Source organism: Curtobacterium sp. MCPF17_018, assembly GCF_003234135.1.
GTDB lineage: Bacteria > Actinomycetota > Actinomycetes > Actinomycetales > Microbacteriaceae > Curtobacterium > Curtobacterium flaccumfaciens.
Window position 1 is genome coordinate 121,798 of sequence record NZ_QKSJ01000001.1, and the last position, 18,286, is coordinate 140,083.

Genomic DNA, 18,286 nt, shown 5'->3' on the forward strand with positions numbered 1-18,286 from the left:
TGATCGTTGTGGGTGCTGCAGGTGGGTCAGTAGACCTTCACGGCGCTCGCCGTGACGAACGGCGACCCGTTCGTGGCGGTCACGACGACGCGGAGCGAGTCGGTCCGCACCGGGGCGAGGTCGTGGACGCGATGCCGGTGCCGGTTGTCCGTGACGGTCTCGAGCTGCCGCCACGAGCCGTCGACGGACACCTCGATGCGGTAGTCACGGGCGAGCGTCGGGACGGCGTCCCAGTGGGTGCGGTGGTGGTGCAGGTTGATGAGGTCGGCGTCGACGTCGTCGTTCCACACGATCCGCACCTGGCGCACGTCGATCGGCTCCGTCCAGTCGAGTGTCAGGGCGGCTCGGCCGTCGCCGGCCTCGGACGACCACAGGTGCGGGCCGCCGAAGGGACGCTGGTACCCGTCGACCACCCTGGAGGCCCGCCACGCGTCCGATGCGCCGGCTGCGGTGAACGCGAAGGACCGTCCGCGCAGGGCGCGCGCTTCCCAGTCGGTCACGGGCTGGTCGGACTCCTCGGGGATGTGGTCGTCGAACTGCTCGTCGTCGGCCGTGCGGGCACGGAGGGCCAGCACCCCGTACGGGTGCCCGTCGGTCAGGACCAGACGGACGCCGGGGGCACGACGGACGACGACGACCGCGTTGCACGGCTCTCCGGGTCGGAACGCGAGGTCCACCACCGCCTCCCCGGATCCGGCAGCCACCGCAGCGGTGTGGGTGGCGACGTGCTCGATCGGGGCGTAGTTCTGCGGCTTGCCGGTCGTCCAGAGCTCGATCGTGAGCTCGGCCGCGGTGCCGTCGTCGTCGGCGACGGTCCGGAGCGCGAAGGAGCCGAGCGCCGGGTCGGCCGGCAGGACGATCGCGACGTCGCGATCGAGTGCGAAGGTGTCGGCGGTCGCCCACGGGGTGGTGTCGATCGAGGTGAGTTCACTGCTCGCGGTGATCGTCGCCCGGCGGGCCAGGTCGGCACCGTCGACGGCCCGGACCCCGATGAGCGGGGCGTCCTCGCGGAGCAGTGTCTGCTGGAGCATCTCGACGTGGTCGGCGCCGAGCGTGCGGGGCGTCGTGCCGTGCCGGGCGACGAGGTGTGCGGCGGTGCCGGCGGCCTGGCCCTGGGTGGCGCACGTGGCCATCACCCGCGTGGAGCCGAACGCCACGTGTGACGCGGAGATGTTCCGGCCGGCGAAGAGCAGGTTCGCGACGTCCGCGGAGTAGAGGGAACGGAAGGGGATGTCGTAGGTGCCGTCCGTGTACCGCTGCTGCGCGCCTGCGGTCTCGGCGTACACGCCCTCGACGGGGTGCAGGTCGATCGACCAGCCGCCGAACGCCACCGCGTCGGGGAAGGTCCGCTGCGACAGCAGGTCCTGCTGGGTGAGCGTGTGGTCGCCGATGAACCGGCGGTACTCCCGTTTGCCGGGGATCGCACCCACCCAGTCGAGCGTGAGGGTCTCGGCGTCGAAGGCGCCGGAGTTCTTGATGTGGTCCCAGATCCCGTAGACGACGCCCCAGAGCTCATCGCGGATCCGCTCGTTCTCGGCGACGGTGTCGAGCGCACCGCCCCACTCGATCCACCAGTAGTTGCAGCCGTTGTCCCCGGTCTTGATGGCCCGGTTGGCCAGGATCGGTGTCGTCGTCAGGTCGACGGCGATCGACGGTGGCACGAACTTCTCGGGCCGACCGGTGTCGTGCGTCGAGAAGAAGATCGAGCTGCCGAGCAGTTCGTCGTCGGGCTGTTCCGGCGCCCACGCCTCACCGTGTTCGGCGCGTCCCTCGCGGCCGGTCCGGAACGACGCCCCGGCGAGTGCGCCGACGAGGCCGTCGCCCGTGCAGTCCAGGAACACCGGCGCGGTGAAGGTCGTCTCGATCTCGGACCCCATCGTCCACCCCGTGACGGAGGTGATCCGGGTGGCGCCGTCGTCGTCGGCGGTCGTGACGATCCGGACGTCGGTGTTGAGGTGCAGGTGCACGTTCGGTTCGGCGCGCACGAGGTCGAGCACGACCTGGTCCCAGTAGATCGCGTTGCCCTGCGGGTTCCGGTACTGGTTCTCGAGGAAGAGCTCACCCATGATCCCGGTCTCGCGGGCGAACCGATGGGTTCCGTGCGCGGTCGCCCCGACCACCCACACCCGGATCTCGCTCGAGGAGTTCCCACCGAGGACGGGGCGGTTGGTGACGAGGGCGACGCTGGAGCCGAGGCGTGCGGCGGCGACCGCGGCGCACACGCCGGCGAGACCGCCTCCGACGACCACGACGTCGTGGTGCTGTTCACGGGACTGCATGGCGGTGACGGTATCACTCTCTGGCGCTTCCTTCCCACTGTGTGGCAAAGTGTGCCCAGCAAGTGCTATCGTCAACGAACTCTCGACAACGAAGTGTGAGGTCACCCCATGAGCGACGGAACCCGAACGCGCACGAGCGCGGACGCCGCCGGCCCCCCGGACGCCCAGGCAGCACTGGGCGACGACGCGCGCCGACAGGGCATGCGGAAGGTGATCGTCGCCGCGGGCGTCGGCCACTTCGTCGAGTGGTTCGACTTCGGCCTCTACGGCACCCTGGCCACGGTCATCTCGCTGTACTTCTTCAAGCAGGGCGACCCCCAGGTGGCGTTGCTCTCCGCGTTCGCCGTGTTCGGTGCCGGCTTCGTGATGCGCCCGCTCGGTGGTCTGTTCTGGGGCTCGCTCGGCGACCGGGTCGGCCGGAAGACCACGCTCGCGACGGTCATCCTCATCACGAGCGGAGCGACGGCCGTGATGGGCATCCTGCCGACCTACCAGAGCGTCGGCCTGCTCGCACCGATCCTGCTCGTGCTGGTCCGGCTCGTGCAGGGCTTCGCCGCCGGTGGCGAAGGTGCCGGCGCGACGACGCTCCTGGCCGAGTTCGCGCCCTCGAACCGACGGGGCTTCGTGACGAGCTTCATCGACGTCTTCGGGTTCGCGGCCTTCATCGTCGGTGGCGGGCTGGTGTTCCTGTTCACCGCGCTCGCGGGCGACGACGCGCTCGAGACGTGGGGGTGGCGCGTCCTGTTCCTCATCGCGGTCCCGCTCGGACTGGTCGGCCTGTACCTCCGGAGCCGGCTCGAGGACACCCCCGAGTTCCGGGCACTCAAGGCGAAGGGCGAGGTCGCGGCGAACCCGTTGCGTCGCTCGCTCCGCACCGGGTGGAAGGCCCTGCTGTTCTGCATCGGCTTCGTCGTCCTCAAGGCGGTCGGCCACTGGATCCTGCAGACCTTCATGCCGTCGTACCTGCAGGCCGACCTCGGGTACTCGCCGCTGGTGTCGTACGGGGTCGTCGTGATCGGCTTCCTCGTGATCGCGGGACTCGTGCCGTTCTTCGGTCTGCTGTCGGACCGGATCGGCCGGAAGCCCGTCATGCTCGCCGGCTGCACCGGCTTCCTGGTGCTGACCTACCCGACGCTGATGCTCATGGACGCCGGCAACTTCTGGGCGGCCGCGGGCGCGATGGTGCTGCTCGGCCTGTTCATGGCGGCGTTCGACGGTGCCGTCAGCGCGGCGATGGCCGAACTCTTCCCGACCGCGATCCGTTACGGGTCGATGGGCATCGCCTACAACATCAGCGTCGCGCTCTTCGGCGGCATCACGCCGTACTTCGCCACGTGGCTCATCAGTGCCACGGGCAACACGTTCGCGCCCGCCTTCTACGTCATGGCGGCTGCGGCGATCACGGGGATCACCGTGCTGCGGGCCCGTGAGACGAACAAGCAGGGCCTCGCCGTCCGGTGAGGGACGCGACAGCGGGCATGGGGTGACCTGCCAGGCGCATCCCATGTCCGTCGTGCGCGCGCCGGTTATGGTTTCCCGGTGAGCAACGAACCCGAGCAGACGACCGAGCCCGCGCGCCGCGGTGCCGCGACGCCGCGCCACGGGCGCCAGAAGCGACGCGCTGGCGTCGTGTTCCCGGCGGTGGCGGGGGTGCTCACCATGGTCCTCCTGCTGAGCGGCGGGTACGCGGCGTACGCGTACAACCAGCTGTCCGACGGCGTCACGATCGTCAACGCGATCACCGGCGACAAGGACGAGAAGAACGACGTCGACGGCAAGGCGCAGAACATCCTGCTCGTCGGCGACGACCACCGACCGGACAACGCCACCCCGGAGCAGCTCGCCGAGCTCAGCACCGAGGACGACGGCGGCGCGACGAACACCGACACGATGATCGTGCTGCACATCAACGCCGACGGCAGCCAGGCGACGATGATCTCGTTCCCCCGCGACTCGTACGTCGACATCCCGGACGTCGGCAAGGGCAAGCTCAACAGCGCGTTCTACTACGGCACGCTCAACGGCGGTGGGGACACCGGCGGTGCGAAGATGCTCATCAAGACCATCGAGAACCTGAGCGGGCTGCAGATCGACCACTACGTCCGGGTCTCGCTGCTCGGCTTCTACCAGGTCGTGAAGGAACTCGGGCCGGTGGAGGTGTGCCTCAACCAGGCCACCAACGACCCGTTCTCCGGGGTGAACCTGCCAGCGGGCAAGTCCTCGCTGGACGCGAAGGAGGCGCTGTCCTTCGTGCGACAGCGCCACGGCCTGCCGAATGGCGACCTGGACCGCAACATCCGTCAGCAGTACTTCCTGTCCCAGGAGGCACGGAAGGTCACCTCGGCGGGCACGCTGCTCAACCCGGTGAAGATGGGCAACATCCTCAAGGCCGTCGGGGGATCGATCCAGACCGACACCAACCTGATCGACCTCGCCTCGCAGATGCGGAACCTCCGGCCCGCGAACATCCAGTCGGCCACCATCCCGACCCTCGGGACCCCGACGATCTACGTCAACGGATCGGCGCTCTCCATCGTCGAGGTGGACACCGTCGGGCTGCCGGCCTTCGTGCAGGGCCTGGTCGGCGAGCCCGAGGCCTACACCGCCGCCGGTCCGGCGCAACCGGCGAACACGTCCGTCACCGTGCTGAACGGCAGTGGTGCGCAGGGTGCGGCCACCGCCGCGGGGCAGGTCCTGACGGCTCGCGGGTTCCAGGTCGCACCGGCCGGGTCCTCGTCCACCACGAAGGTCACGCAGGTGCAGTACCCGGCCGGCCAGGAGTCGCAGGCGAAGGCCGTCGCGGCCGTCGTGCCGGGCGCCGTCGCCGTCCGGACCAACGCGGTCACCGGCGTCACGCTGGTGCTCGGCACCGACGGCAAGACCGCGAAGCCGGTCGCGACCGAGCCGAGCGCCGCGCCCTCGACGCCGGCGGACAGCGGCTCGGGCTCGGGCTCGAAGCCGGCGGAGCAGCCCGCGAAGGAACCGTCGCCGAAGTCGACCGACGTGCACAACTACGGCACCGAGGGCACCTGCATCAACTGATGGGAACCGGCCAGGCGAGGCGTCGGTAGGTTCGTGGAGTGACCAGCGCCGCACGCCCGATCGTCCTGATGACCTACAACATCAAGAACCCGGACCCCGCGCACGACTGGCCGGCCCGCCTGCCGATCGTGCTCGAGGTGATCCGCCGGCACGACCCCGACCTGCTCTGCGTGCAGGAGGCGTTCGCGCACCAGATGGACGACCTGCGCGCCGGGCTGCCGGACCACGCCGACGTCGGGCAGGGGCGCGAGGGCGGCGACGCCGGGGAACACGCGGCCGTCTTCTACCGCCGCGACCGGTTCCGCCCGTCGGACGAGGGATCGTTCTGGCTGTCGGACACCCCGGACGAGCCGGTCTCGAACACCTGGGGCAGCCTGTACCCGCGGATCGCGAACCACGCCCGGTTCCTCGACACCGAGGGACCCGCGTTCACCCTGCTCACCACCCACCTCGACCACGAGCCCGGACCCCACGGTGACGAGGTCCGGGGTCGGAGCGCCGCCCTGATCGCGGAACGGCTCGCCGGGGAGACCGGTCCGGTCGTCTTCGCGGGCGACTGCAACGAGCCCGCGGGGAGCGGCACCGCGTCGAGGGTGTTCTCGGAGGCCGGGTTCGCCGATGCCTGGCTGACCGCGGGGGATCCGTCCGACCGGACCGCGACGTTCAACGACTGGCAGCCGCCGGTCGACTCCGGGGAACGGATCGACTGGGTGCTCACCCGCGGTGTCAGCGGCGTGGACCGCGTCGTGATCGACCACGACGGCCCGGAGACCTGGTTCGCCAGCGACCACTTCCCGGTGGTGGCGACCCTGCGCATCTGACCCGCGTCAGCAGCTCCGGCGTGCGTGGACGGGCATCGGGGAACCGAGCACCGTGACCGTCGTCTCGTTCGTCAGCGCGGACACCCCGTTCGTGCCGACGTCTGTGGCGTCCTGGGCATCGTCGTCCGTCGCGGGAGCCTCGTCCCAGCCCTCCTGCAGCAGGAGCTGCCAGGCGCGGGAGTCGTCGGAGCCGTAGGACACCCGGTGCGACCGGGGCGCGTCGGCGATCTGCTCGTCCAGGTCGTCGCCCACCTGGATGCCGTCAGGGCCGGTCAGCTCGATCCGGGCACCCGAGCGGCTCCGCACCGAGTCACGCAGGATCCGGACCTCGACGGCGTTGCCCGCTCGGGCGTCGGAGCGCAGGGCGGCCACGCGGATGGCGCCACCCCAGGTGTAGGTCGTGCCGGCGGGGAAGCACGCGCCACCGTCGCCCTCGGCCGTCTGTGTCCGCGACGGCGTGCCGAGCAAGCGGTCGAGCACGGTCACGGTGAGCCGGGAGTCGCGCATCGACGACTCGAGGACCGTCTTGCCGCCGTTCCGGAGCACGAGGGCCTCGGCGTCGAGCTCGATCGAGTCGACCCGTCGGAGCTTCGCGTCCGACACCCGGACCGGTGCGGCATCGTGGGATGTCTCCGCCGCCACGGCTGCGTCCGCGCCCACCCCTGGCGTGCCGTCGAACGCGAGCGCACCGGCCGAGAAGGCCAGCACGGCGGCGCCGAGCGCCAGCAGGGTCCGAGGAGTCACCGTTCGACGGTAGGGCCTCCACCGGGACAGAACGACAGGTGTTACCGAATCGGAGCCTGCCCGTCACCGGACCGTGACAAACGAGCATCACGCACCTGCCGGCCCTGGAGCGGTGCGGCAGGCGGGCGCAGGCCGCTCCGCGCGGCGGGGGACAGCCTCCTGGACGGCCCGCAGCGACCCCCTGCGTACCGTCGGCGGCATGACGGACCAGCAGAACGACCAGACCGGGCCTGACCAGTACGTGATGCAGGACCCCACGAAGATGTACGCCGACAAGAAGCCCGACGAGCAGTACCTCGAGGGTGCCGGCACCGACGCGGAGATGGCGCAGAACGTCCCCGCCGACCACGGTGAGGACACCTACCGCGGCTCGGGTCGTCTGACCGGCCGCAAGGCGCTCGTCACCGGTGGCGACTCCGGCATCGGTGCCGCCGTGGCCATCGCCTACGCCCGCGAGGGTGCGGACGTCGCGATCTCGTACCTGCCCGAGGAGCAGGAGGACGCCGACCGCATCGTCGGGCTCATCGAGGCCGCCGGGCGCAAGGCCGTCGCGCTGCCGGGTGACATCACCTCGCTCGAGGTCTGCGAGCAGCTCGTCGCCGACGCGGTCGAGCAGCTCGGTGGCCTCGACATCCTGGTGAACAACGCCGGCAAGCAGCAGAACGTCGACGACATCACCAAGATCTCCGACGAGGAGTTCGACGAGACCTTCAAGACGAACGCCTACGCGACGTTCCGCATCACGAAGGCCGCCGTGCCGCACCTGCAGCCCGGCTCCACGATCATCAACACGACGTCGATCCAGGCGTACGCCCCGTCGCCGCACCTGGTGCACTACGCGGCCACGAAGGCGACCGTGAACAACATGGCGAAGGGCCTGGCGGCGCAGCTCGCGCCGAAGGGGATCCGTGTCAACGCGGTCGCCCCGGGGCCGATCTGGACGCCGCTGCAGCCGGCCGGTGGCCAGCCGCCGGAGGCGCTGCCGAGCGCGGGCGAGCAGACCTACCTGGGCCGCTGGGGGCAGCCGGCCGAGCTCGCGCCGGCCTACGTGTTCCTGGCGAGCGGGGAGTCGTCGTACGTCGTGGGCGAGACGCTGCACGTCGACGGCGGGATGCCGACGCCGTAGCGACCGCGGCGGGAGTCCGGCGGGAGTCCGGCGGGAGTCCGGCGGAACCAGGTTCTGGACACAGCACCGTGCAGTGGCGCGGTGCGGTGTCCGGAACCTGGTTCTCTTCGTGCGGGCGCCGGCTCAGCAGCTGACGGAGCGAGCCATCCGCTCGAGGAGCTCGCGCGCGGACATCGCGGCGGCCAGCTCGACCTCGACGGGGTTGATGCCGATCGCCTGCTCGAACGCGCGACGGCGGGCCTGGTCGGCGATCGGCACCTCGGGGCGCTGGGGCAGCACGGCGATGGCTCGCGCCGCCGCCTCGAACGCACCGGCGGGACGTCCGAGCTGTTCCCACATGGCCCGGACGTCGTGCGCCACCTGATCGGGGTCGCCGCCGAACTCGAAGCCGGTCGAGGCCATGGTCGCGAGTCCCTGGGCAGTGGGGTCGTTCGGGGTCATGTCGGCATGGTCGCACGGACGGCCGCGAACGGGCTCGACGTCGTGGTCTGTCCCCCCTTGTGCCGACACCCGTACCGGGGATTCTGGTGTCCCCCGTTCTGCGTTTGGATGGAGGTGCCCCGGACCAGGGGTGACACGGACAGGACGTCCGGGGACGACGGAGGGCACGATGCTCGAACACACCAGCGCCGACACGCAGGCCGCGGCGGCCGCGGCGGCCACGCTGCACCTGCGGATCACGATCGTGGGTGCCACCGTCGACCTGCTCCGGGACGTCCCCTTCCACGAAGCCCGGCCCGTGCAGGTCGCCGAGCGGATGGGCATCAGCGTCGCCGAGCTGGAGCAGCACTTCCCGTCGTGGGACGGCCTGGTCCTCGCCGCGCTGGACCGCTGGAACGGCGCCCGGATGGACGAGGTCACGCACGAGGTCGGCGATGGCTCGACCGTGGACCTGCTCCGTGCCATCGTCGCCTCGAACGCCGAGGACCCGGCCCTGATGCGCCTGCTCGTCGCCCTGCTGTCCGTCGCGGGCAACCCGGCGCACCCGATGGCGACCTACCTGCGGTCGCGGTACCAGCTCTTCTTCGCGCAGATCAAGCGCGGCCTGGAGCACGACGTCGCGATCGGCCGTGCCCCGCACACGATGGACCCCCGCCGCGGCGCCGAGCAGCTCATCGCCCTGTACGAGGGGCTGCAGCTGCAGGCCCTGCTGCGCGCCGAGCTCGACCTGGTGGCGGCGTTCGACCGCGCGGTCGCCCGGCTCGAGCGTGGCTGGATGGAGCGGTACGAGCCGCAGGCCGCCCGCCGTCTGGCGATGTGGGACGACGACGACTCGGGCAGCTGGGAGATCTGACCGGCGGTTCGTCCGCGGAGCGCGTTCCTTGCGCCGTCGTGCAGCGCCCCGCGGGTACTCCGGGAGTCGCAACCTGACGGAAGGAACCGACATGGCAGCACCGAACCCCATCCAGGTCCAGAAGTACCTGAGCGGCATCGACTACCCGGCGTCCAAGGACGACGTGGTCTCGACGGCCGAGCAGGAGGGCGCCCCCGACGACGTCCTCGAGGCGCTCCGCGCGATCCCGGACGGCGAGTACGACGCCCCGACCGCGGTGTCGAGCGCGGTGTCCGACGCCGGCTGAGCGCGGCACACCCACTCGGTGAGCAGGAGCGGTCGGGTGCGTGCGCCGCACCCGACCTCTTCTGCTCACGAAGCGCAGCTCACGAAGCGCAAGCCCTGCTCACGAAGCGCCGCCGGAGCGCGATCCGCGCGGCACCGAGCCGTCGCCGGGGTCGTACCCGGTGTCACGGATGACCCGCAGCGCCGTGGTGTCGTTGTGGACCGAGTGCACGACGACCCGACGCGTCCGGCGGAGCGCTCGACGGGCACCCGGTGTCGCGAAGAGCCCGCCGAGCACCAGGCCCGCACCGATCCCCAGTGCCACGGACACCGCCGCCACGAAGTCGAGCGCGGCGCTCGACGACCCGGACATGAAGTTCAGCAGGGCGTTCGAGACGGCGACACCGGGCAGCAGTGCCCCGCAGAAGGCCGGCACCGCGATCGCCGCGACGGCCGTGCGCATCCGGACGGCCGCGTAGGTCGAGAGCACCCCGAGCAGCACCGCCGCCAGGAACGTCGCCCCGAGGAGCGGCAGCCCGGCCTGCCGCAGCGCCCACAGTGACGCACCGGCGGCGACGGAGAACACCACGGCGACCGGGATCACCCGGGCGCTGGCCTGCTGCACGAAGCAGTTGGCGCCGGCCGACACCACGGTCAGTGACAGCGACGCCCAGAGCGGCAGGGTCTGCGTCACGATGCCGGACGGGTCGACCTCGATCTGCAGCCAGTGCGTCATCGCGATCCCGGCCGGCACCCCGACCACGATCGCCGCGATGACCAGCCCGATGTAGAACGCCCGGGCCACGGCCATCGCCCGGAACCCCGAGATGGCGTCCTGTGCCCAGGTCACCAGGGACGGGTGCGGCAGCAGGAGCACCACGAGCGCCGCGACCATCGTGGCCGCACCGTTCGCGTTCAGCACCCCGGCCCAGATGGCCAGCGTGCCGATCGCCGACGCCACCGCGCCCTGCGCCCCGGACACGAAGAACTGCGGGTAGCCCCGGTCGGTGAGCCAGCGCCCGGAGACGATGATCCCGAGCATCAGCACGAACGCCCCGAGGCCGGCCCGCCAGCCGCCTCCGGCCTGCACGGCGATCGAGATGCCGAGGATCGACAGGCCGACGTCGGACAGCCACATCGGCCAGCGCGGTGGGAGTCGCAGCACGGCGACCAGGGCGTTCACCGCCGAGGTCATGTCGCGGTCGTCGTGGATCAGGTCGTCGACGATCTGGTTCGCGCGGGCGAGTTTGTCGAGGTCGGAGCCGTCCGACCGCACGGTGCGGACCTTGACGAGCGGCGGGACGTCGGCCGGGGCGTACTGGATCGTCACCGAGCTGCCGGAGAAGTCGAGGTCGAGCGGCGCGAGGTTCCACTTCGTCGAGACCGCGACGACGGCCGTCTCGACGCTACGGGTGTCGGCACCGGAGGCGAGCATGACCTCGGCCAGGTCGAGGCAGAAGTCGACGATCTGGGTCGCCGTGTACTGGTCGCGCCTCTTGGCGTCGGGCTCGACGTGCTCGTAGATCGTCCCGCGCAGGCGGGCTCGTGCGTCGCGCAGGTCGTGCTGCGCGAGACTGCGGCGGCGTGGCCGGGGCGGGCGGCCCGGCTTGTGCGCGCCCGGGGGGTGCTGCTCGGCCATCACGCCATGGTGTCCGTCGACGGCGGCCGAGTCCGGGCGTCCCCTGGACGCGTCCGGATCAGCTCCGGCGGCGCGTGCTCAGACGACCGAGGGCGAAGGCCGCGACGACCGCGCCCACCAGCACGAGGACCGGTCCGGCGGTCAGCTGCCAGGGGCGGACGCCCGCGACGAACGCGTAGTCGGACAGGGGCGCGTACGCGAACCAGCCGGACGACGACGGCGGAGCCGTCAGCGCGAACACGATCCCGACGACGACGGCCAGCAGGCCGAGCCAGAGGGCGACGAGGGTCGGGGTGGCGAGGAATCGGGGCACGGCACCCAGCGTAGGTGGGCGACGGACTGGAGGCCCGTGGCGACCCCGCCACGGGCCTCCAGTCCGTCAGGTGGTGACGGTTCCTGCGTTCCGCGCCTACTGCTCGAAGGTCGCGTGCAGCGTGATCTCGACCCCGGTCAGCGCCTTGCTGACGGGGCAGGTCGCCTTGGCGTCCTCGGCGGCCTTGAGGAAGGCCGCCTCGTCGATGCCGGAGACCTCGCCGCTGACGGTCAGGACGATGCCGGTGAGACGGAAGCCGCCGGCCGGGTCCGGACCGAGCGAGACGTCGGCCTTGACGTCGAGGGCCTCGACCGTGCCGCCGGCCTCGCCGAGGACCGCGGAGAACTGCATGGCGTAGCAGGCCGAGTGGGCGGCGGCGATGAGCTCCTCGGGGCTCGTGGTGCCGCCGGCGTCCTCGGCGGTGCGCTTCGGGAACGAGACGTCGTACGTGCCGACCTTCGAGCTCGAGAGTTCGACCTGGCCGGAACCGTCCTCGAGGCCGCCGTTCCAGGCGGTGCGTGCGGTGCGAGTGGGCATGCCCGCTCCTTTCGTGTGGGGGAGCGGCCCCGAACGGGACCGCTGTTCCCGAGTCAATCGGAGAACGACCGTTCTCGCAACGGGCTCACGGGGAAGACGCAGGGTTCGGCCGGACGCGAGCCGAGCGACATGCGTTGCGCAAAACAACAGGTGTACGATAGCGGAACCGGATCGTTCGATCCGCCGCGACGCCGCACCCCTCCTGACGCCCGACGGATCCCCGTAGACCCGTCGTCCACAACAAGGAGAACCCATGCGCGCCGTCGTGTTCGAGCAGTACCAGACCTTCCCGTCCCTGACCGAGGTCCCGAAGCCCGCACCCGGGCCGGGTGAGGTCCTGCTCAAGGTCGCCGGCGCCGGTGCCTGCCACTCCGACGTCGCCGTGTACCGCGAGTTCCAGCAGGGGCAGCCGGGAGCCCAGGCCCCCGCGTTCGTGCTCGGCCACGAGAACTCCGGCTGGGTCGAGGCCGTCGGCGACGGGGTCACCGGCTTCGCCGAGGGTGATGCCTACCTGGTGTACGGGCCGGTCGGCTGCGGGCACTGCTCGTACTGCTCGAAGGGGCAGGACACCTACTGCGAGAACGCCGCGACGAACCCGTACATGGGCATCGGCCTCGGCCGTGACGGCGGCATGGCGGAGTACGTCAGCGTCCCGGCGCGGAACCTCGTGCCGCTCGGTGACGCCGACCCGATCGCCGCCGCACCGCTCAGCGACGCCGCGCTCACGCCGTACCACGCGATCAAGAACTCCCTGCCGAACCTGGCCGGGGGCGGTCGCTTCGCGCTCGTCGTCGGGCTCGGTGGCCTCGGGCAGATCGCCGTGCAGATCCTGACGGCGCTCACCGGTGCCACGGTCATCGCGACCGACATGAAGCAGGACGCGATGGACCGCGCTGCCGCCCGCGGCGCGATCACCGTCCCCGGCGGCCCGGACCAGGCCGAGCGCATCCGCGAGATCACCGGCGGACGCGGCGTCGACGCGGCCTTCGACTTCGTCGGTGCCACCCCCACGATCAAGGTCGCGCAGGCATCGATGGCGGTCGGCGGGCGGTTCACCGTCGTCGGGATCGCCGGTGGCACCACCGAGTGGAACTTCTTCGCGACGCCGTACGAGTCGACCATCACGAACACCTACTGGGGCACGATCGAGGACCTGCACGAGGTCGTCGCGATGTACCGCGCCGGGCAGATCGTCCCCGACGTCGAGCGGTACGCGCTGTCCGACGCACTGGAGGCGTACCGGAAGCTCGAGGCCGGGGAGCTCTCGGGTCGCGCGGTGGTCGTCCCGACGCTCTGAGGCGCGGGAGTACCTGGTCGAATCGGGCGTACCTGGTCGGGAGTTCTGACCAGGTACGCCCGATTCCACTTTGTAGCGCGGGCGTTCTGGGAAGGAACGCGCGCGGTCAGCGTCCCGCGGCGTAACCCTGCGCGCCCCGCGGGTTCGCGGCGGCACCGAGGATCCCGGTGTCCGGGTCGCGGGTGACGCACGACAGTCGGCCCAGGCTCCAGTCACCGCCGCGGGTCACGACGTGTCCGCGGGCCGCGAGTGCCGCGATGACCTCGTCTCCCAGGCGGTCCTCGACGACCAGGCCCGCGGGCTCCCACGTGCGCGGCCAGAACGACCCCGGGAACGACGTGGTGTGCAGCGCGGGTGCGTCGATGGCCTGCTGCGGCGAGTACCCGCCCACGATCCAGCGCAGCAGGAACAGCAGCTGCCACTGGTCCTGCTGGTCACCACCGGGGGAACCGAGCGCGGCGACCGGCTGACCGTCGCGGAGCACCAGGGTCGGGGTCAGCGTGGTGCGGGGGCGCTCGCCGGGGCGCAGGGTCGAGGCCGTGCCCGGTTCGAGCCACGTCATCTGCAGGCGGGTGCCGAGACAGAACCCGAGCTCGGGGATCGTCGGCGACGACTGCAGCCATCCGCCGGAAGGGGTCGCGCTGACGATGTTGCCCCAGCGGTCCACGACGTCGATGTGGCACGTGTCGCCGCGGGTCTCGCCGTCGGCGGTCACGAACGGCTCACCGCGGTCCTCGAGCGGAGCGGCCGGCGGGACCTCGGTGTCGGCTTCGGTGTCGCGGGCGACCTGCACGGTCGGTTCGCCCACCCCGACCGAACCGGCGGAGTCGTACGAGGTCCGGACCGGCGGCAGCGTGTGCTCGACCCCGGCGATCGTGCCGGGTCGGAGCTCCGCCGAGGCCCGCTCGCCGATCAGCGCACGGCGCTCGTCGGCGTAGGCGTCGGAGAGCAGGACGTCCATCGGGACCTCGCCGTCGCCGTAGAACGCCTCACGGTCGGCGAGGGCGAGCTTCTGCGCCTCGACGATCGTGTGCGCACCGAGCTCGGTCGACGGGTCGAGCAGGGCGTCGTCGAGCGGTTCCAGCAGCCGCAGGGTCTGGAGCAGCGCCGGCCCCTGGCCCCACGGCCCGGTCTTGGCGATCGTGCAACCGCGGAACTCGGCGGTCGTCGCGGGTTCGTACGTCGCGCGGAACGCCGCCAGGTCGGACGCCCGGATGACACCGGCGTGGTCGGTGCCCGAGGCGTGCCGGTGCGGTTCGCGGACGAACCGGTCGATCGCCTCGGCGACGAACCCCTCCGCCCACTCGGACCGGGCCGCATCGATGCGGCCGGTCCGGCTGCCGGCACCGGCACCGGCCTCGACCAGCCGGTCGAGCACCGCAGCGAGTGCCTCGTTGCGCACCAGGTCCCCCGGGACCGGCACCGTGCCTCCCGGCAGCCACTGGGTGGCGGAGGTGGGCCAGTGCTGCTCGAACAGCTCGCGCACGGCGGTGATCGTCCGGATCACCGCGGGTGCGACCGGGTGGCCGTCGCGGGCGTACCCGACCGCGGGGGCGAGGACGTCGGCCAGTTCCCAGGTGCCGTGGTCTCGGAGCAGGAGCAGCCAGGCGTCCACCGCGCCGGGGACGGTGGCGGCCAGCGCGCCGGAGCCGGGGACCAGGTCGAGGCCCTCGGCGCGGTAGTGCTCCGGGGTCGCGCCCTCGGGCGCGGGGCCCTGACCGACCAGCACCGTCGGCACGGGGTTCGCGGCCGTCGCGAAGACCGCTGTCAGGTCACCGCCGGGGCCGTTCAGGTGGGGCTCCACGACCTGCAGGACGAAGGCCCCGGCAACGGCCGCGTCGAAGGCGTTGCCGCCGCGCTCGAGCACCGACTGGGCGGTCGCCGTCGCGATCCAGTGCGTCGAGGCCGCCATCCCGAACGTCCCCTGCAGGTCCGGACGGGTGGTCTGCGCTGCGGGCGGGACGAAGGCGGGGTTGAGCGTCGGCATGACACCATCTTGCGCGCTCCGGGCGTCCCGGCACCGGATGACAGCTGCCGCAGCCTGCCGCCCTCCTGCTCGTGCCCCGTCGCGTACCCCCGGAACTGGGGTTGCCCCACCGCGTCAAGGGGGTTGTTTCTCCCCCCGGAAAAGGTGACCATCGTTCGGCGGCGCGTAACCGACGTGCCGCCGAACGGTCGCGCAGGGGCGCGTCCGCCACCCGGACCGCCTCCCTGCGGTCCCAGCTCAGGGAACTCATGCGCCGCACTTCGTCGTCTTCGGCTCGCCTCCGCCCAGTCCGCGCTCGGGTCGTCGCAGCGCTCGTCGCGCTCGCCGCCGTCGCGACGGGGCTCGTGAGCACCGCCACCCCGGCCGCCGCCGCCCCGATCGTCTACACGGGCACCGTCGCCGCGGGCAAGACGCTCTGGCCGGGCGACTCGGTGACCTCGAACAACGGGCAGTTCCAGCTCGTCATGCAGGGCGACGGCAACCTCGTCGAGTACGGCATCGGTCGCAAGGTGCTCTGGGCGTCGAACACGTCCGGCAAGTCCGGGGCCTTCGCGCAGATCCGGGCGAACGGCACGCTCGCCATCGTGCACAACAACGTGCGGATCGCGCTGTGGGGCGGCGCCGGGCACGTCGGCCGGAACTTCGGGGTCCGGCCGGACGGCACGATGCGCATGATCAACACCGCCAACAAGAGCGTCGTCGAGTTCCCCACGTACCAGGACAGCGTCGCCGCGGGGAACCTCATCCTGCCGGGGACGGTCCTGCGGTCCGACTCCACGAACGCCCGGACCCTCACCATGCGCGCCGACGGCGTGCTCGCGCAGGTCGTCAACGGCAAGCAGGTCTGGGCGACGAAGACCGCCGGGAACGTCGGGGCCTACGCCTCGGTGCAGGCCGACGGCAACTTCGCCGTCTACTCGGCCGCGAACAAGTGGCTCTGGTCGAGCGCCACGAGCCGTGCCGGCGGCGGACGGCTCCTCGTGCAGGTCGACGGCAACGTCGTGCTCTACGGCAAGTCCGACACCCGGGCGTGGTCGACCCGGCCCGTGACCGGGCTGCTGTGGCCGGTCGCCAGCACCAAGATCTCCGGCCGGTACGGTGACGACCGTGGCGTCGGACACGTCCCGCGCTACCACCAGGGCACCGACTCGTCCGTGGGGATCGGTACGCCCGTGTACGCCTCGGGTACCGGGACGGTCACCACCACCGTCGCGAACCACGCGTCCTACGGCAACTACGTCGTCGTCACGTACGGCAACACCACCGTCCTCACCGCGCACCTCAGCAAGATCGGAGTGAAGAAGGGGCAGATCGTGTCGAAGGGCAACGAGGTGGGCAAGTCCGGCAACACCGGGCAGTCCACCGGGCCCCACGTGCACGTCGAGGTGCGCCAGGCCGGCTCGCTCATCGACCCGCTCTCGGTGTTGCACTTCCGGTGATGCGGCCGAACCGGGCGCTTCGGCTGTCAGGATGGCCGATCTCGCGACACTCCTGAAGTGAAGGGAGTGTTGTGACGATCGACGACTCACGCCTCGTGCGCCAGATGGTCGCCGGGGACCGTACCGCACTGGCGACCGCGTTCGACCGGTTCGCCCCGGTGCTGACGCGCTACGCGTGGGCGGTCTCCGCGACGCCGACCGACGTCGAACGCGTCGTGCAGGAGTCGTTCCTGTCGCTCTGGCAGCACGCCGACGGCCTGTACCTGCCCACCGGTCTGCTACTGCCGTGGCTCCTGGCCGTCTGCCGGTCACACGCCCGGACGAGTGGTGCCGTCGACAGCGGCGGCGCTTCGCCGTTGCGCTGGGTCGAGGACGACCTGCTCGCCCTGCCCGAGACCGACCGACGACTCGTCGAGCTCTGTCTCGTCGAGGGGCGGACGTGGTCGGAAGCCGCACAGCACCTCGGACTCCGCCCGCAAGGACCCACGCCACGGCGTGGGTCCCGAGCGACGAAGGAGGTGCAGCGATGAACTCCGAGCCCCCGATCGGAGACGACCTGCAGCGCATGCTCGTCTCGATGAAGCAGAACGTGCTCGAGCGGGCCGAACCGCGGAAGCGCCGTGGACGTCGCACCGGCATCGTCATCACCGTCATCGCCCTGCTCGCCGTGGGTACGGCGGGTGGTGGCGTCGCGCTCGGGCTCATCCCGACGTCGTCCACCGAGCCCGAGCCCACGCCGAGCGCCACCAGCCAGCCGAGCCAGACCGTCACGCCGTCGTCGGCGCCGGTCGTCGGTGAACCGACGCCCACGCCCACGCCCACGCCGACCGCCCCGCCGTACTCGGCGACGGACTGGTCGACGTGGACGATCTCTGTGGATGCCGTCGGGCCGGCGACGCTCGGCAGCCCCGCCGGGTCCGACGACGCCGCACTGCGGGCGGCGTTCTCGCCTGCGCCGCCCCTGATCGACGACACGGGGACCGTGATCTACCCGTTCGGTTGCCCGAACACGAACTCCCGGATCTGGGACGGACCCGGCGGCGAGCGCGTCGTCGAGGTCGTCGCCGGCGGCACGGTCGGTACGGTCGTCATCCAGCAGGGGCAAGATGCCGCACCAGGACAGCAGGTCGGCCCGAAGACGCTCGAGGGGGTCGGTCTGGGCAGCACCCTCGCCGAGGTCAGGAGCGCCTACCCGGACCTGGTCCAGACACGGACGGACGCGGCGGGTGGTACCCGTGACACGTTCTGGGCAGCTCGGTCCGGCGAGCGGTACATCGTCTTCCAGTTCGGCGAGGGGAGCGACCGCGTGGTGACCGTCTTCGTGGCCGGCACGAGCGAGCCGGTGGCCGACTACTGCTCCTGACGCCACGCCGGAGCACCGTGTCCGTCCGCACGCCGAGACCATCCGCGAGGCCACGCAGCGCTTCGCGAGCTGACGTTCGCTTCGTGAGCAGGAATGGTCGGATCGCCCTCGGGAAGCCGACCGTTCCTGCACTCCGAGCGC

Annotated in this window: 17 protein-coding genes; 10 read left to right on the forward strand and 7 right to left on the reverse strand. The window is 71.5% G+C overall.

Translation table 11 applies throughout. The features are described from left to right. Positions 1–26: 26 nt before the first annotated feature. Entirely contained in the window at positions 27–2,279 is a 2,253-nt protein-coding gene (locus tag DEJ27_RS00580) for an FAD-dependent oxidoreductase (protein WP_110858597.1), read from the reverse strand. A 108-nt stretch (positions 2,280–2,387) separates the two neighbouring features. Between DEJ27_RS00580 and DEJ27_RS00585 the strand changes: the two genes are divergently transcribed. From DEJ27_RS00585 to DEJ27_RS00595, 3 genes are all read left to right on the forward strand, one after another. Beyond that, entirely contained in the window at positions 2,388–3,740 is a 1,353-nt protein-coding gene (locus DEJ27_RS00585; RefSeq protein WP_110858598.1) for an MFS transporter, read from the forward strand. Positions 3,741–3,818: 78 nt separating this feature from the next. Next, entirely contained in the window at positions 3,819–5,321 is a 1,503-nt protein-coding gene (locus DEJ27_RS00590) for an LCP family protein (RefSeq protein ID WP_111090120.1), read from the forward strand. A 38-nt stretch (positions 5,322–5,359) separates the two neighbouring features. Continuing rightward, on the forward strand, positions 5,360–6,142 hold the full coding sequence (locus DEJ27_RS00595; protein WP_110858600.1) for an endonuclease/exonuclease/phosphatase family protein: 783 nt from the start codon (positions 5,360–5,362) through the stop codon (positions 6,140–6,142). A gap of 6 nt (positions 6,143–6,148) precedes the next feature. On the opposite strand, the gene DEJ27_RS00600 is transcribed toward DEJ27_RS00595, so the two are convergent. After that, on the reverse strand, positions 6,149–6,886 hold the full coding sequence (locus tag DEJ27_RS00600; protein ID WP_110858601.1) for a hypothetical protein: 738 nt from the start codon (positions 6,884–6,886) through the stop codon (positions 6,149–6,151). A 199-nt stretch (positions 6,887–7,085) separates the two neighbouring features. On the opposite strand from DEJ27_RS00600, the gene DEJ27_RS00605 reads away from it, so the two are divergent. Next, on the forward strand, positions 7,086–8,012 hold the full coding sequence (locus DEJ27_RS00605) for an SDR family oxidoreductase (RefSeq protein WP_110858602.1): 927 nt from the start codon (positions 7,086–7,088) through the stop codon (positions 8,010–8,012). Positions 8,013–8,135: 123 nt separating this feature from the next. Here the strand turns inward: DEJ27_RS00605 and DEJ27_RS00610 are convergent, their stop codons facing one another. Next, the gene (locus tag DEJ27_RS00610) at positions 8,136–8,453 is read right to left on the reverse strand and encodes a hypothetical protein (RefSeq protein ID WP_027467174.1); all 318 of its coding nucleotides are present in this window, start codon (positions 8,451–8,453) and stop codon (positions 8,136–8,138) included. A 169-nt stretch (positions 8,454–8,622) separates the two neighbouring features. Here DEJ27_RS00610 and DEJ27_RS00615 point away from each other — a divergent pair, with 169 nt between their 5' ends. Next, the gene (locus DEJ27_RS00615) at positions 8,623–9,306 is read left to right on the forward strand and encodes a TetR/AcrR family transcriptional regulator (RefSeq protein WP_027467173.1); all 684 of its coding nucleotides are present in this window, start codon (positions 8,623–8,625) and stop codon (positions 9,304–9,306) included. Between the two features lie 91 nt (positions 9,307–9,397). Further along, the gene (locus DEJ27_RS00620; protein WP_027467172.1) at positions 9,398–9,592 is read left to right on the forward strand and encodes a DUF2795 domain-containing protein; all 195 of its coding nucleotides are present in this window, start codon (positions 9,398–9,400) and stop codon (positions 9,590–9,592) included. A 99-nt stretch (positions 9,593–9,691) separates the two neighbouring features. Here the strand turns inward: DEJ27_RS00620 and DEJ27_RS00625 are convergent, their stop codons facing one another. The 3 genes from DEJ27_RS00625 to DEJ27_RS00635 all read right to left on the reverse strand — a co-directional run bounded on the left by DEJ27_RS00625 (position 9,692) and on the right by DEJ27_RS00635 (position 12,059). Then, positions 9,692–11,209: a threonine/serine exporter ThrE family protein gene (locus DEJ27_RS00625; RefSeq protein ID WP_111090121.1), complete on the reverse strand. Its 1,518-nt coding sequence runs from the start codon at positions 11,207–11,209 to the stop codon at positions 9,692–9,694. A 58-nt stretch (positions 11,210–11,267) separates the two neighbouring features. Then, positions 11,268–11,522: a hypothetical protein gene (locus DEJ27_RS00630; RefSeq protein ID WP_110858604.1), complete on the reverse strand. Its 255-nt coding sequence runs from the start codon at positions 11,520–11,522 to the stop codon at positions 11,268–11,270. A 96-nt stretch (positions 11,523–11,618) separates the two neighbouring features. After that, the gene (locus tag DEJ27_RS00635; protein ID WP_027467170.1) at positions 11,619–12,059 is read right to left on the reverse strand and encodes an OsmC family peroxiredoxin; all 441 of its coding nucleotides are present in this window, start codon (positions 12,057–12,059) and stop codon (positions 11,619–11,621) included. Positions 12,060–12,312: 253 nt separating this feature from the next. Between DEJ27_RS00635 and DEJ27_RS00640 the strand changes: the two genes are divergently transcribed. Next, a complete protein-coding gene (locus DEJ27_RS00640) occupies positions 12,313–13,356 on the forward strand; it encodes an NAD(P)-dependent alcohol dehydrogenase (protein ID WP_071245854.1) in 1,044 nt (347 codons plus the stop codon). A gap of 106 nt (positions 13,357–13,462) precedes the next feature. Here DEJ27_RS00640 and DEJ27_RS00645 read toward each other — a convergent pair whose 3' ends face one another. Next, positions 13,463–15,343, reverse strand: coding sequence for a gamma-glutamyltransferase family protein (locus tag DEJ27_RS00645; protein WP_110858605.1), 1,881 nt, complete (start codon positions 15,341–15,343; stop codon positions 13,463–13,465). 248 nt (positions 15,344–15,591) lie between these two features. Here DEJ27_RS00645 and DEJ27_RS00650 point away from each other — a divergent pair, with 248 nt between their 5' ends. The 3 genes from DEJ27_RS00650 (at position 15,592) to DEJ27_RS00660 (ending at position 18,145) form a co-directional block, all read left to right on the forward strand. Further along, positions 15,592–16,782, forward strand: coding sequence for a peptidoglycan DD-metalloendopeptidase family protein (locus tag DEJ27_RS00650; RefSeq protein WP_110858606.1), 1,191 nt, complete (start codon positions 15,592–15,594; stop codon positions 16,780–16,782). 71 nt (positions 16,783–16,853) lie between these two features. Beyond that, positions 16,854–17,312 (forward strand): RNA polymerase sigma factor, encoded by a 459-nt coding sequence (locus tag DEJ27_RS00655; protein ID WP_110858607.1) that lies wholly within the window; start codon positions 16,854–16,856, stop codon positions 17,310–17,312. After that, entirely contained in the window at positions 17,309–18,145 is an 837-nt protein-coding gene (locus tag DEJ27_RS00660) for a hypothetical protein (protein WP_110858608.1), read from the forward strand. Before DEJ27_RS00655 ends, DEJ27_RS00660 begins: the two co-directional genes overlap by 4 nt. Positions 18,146–18,286: the final 141 nt, after the last annotated feature.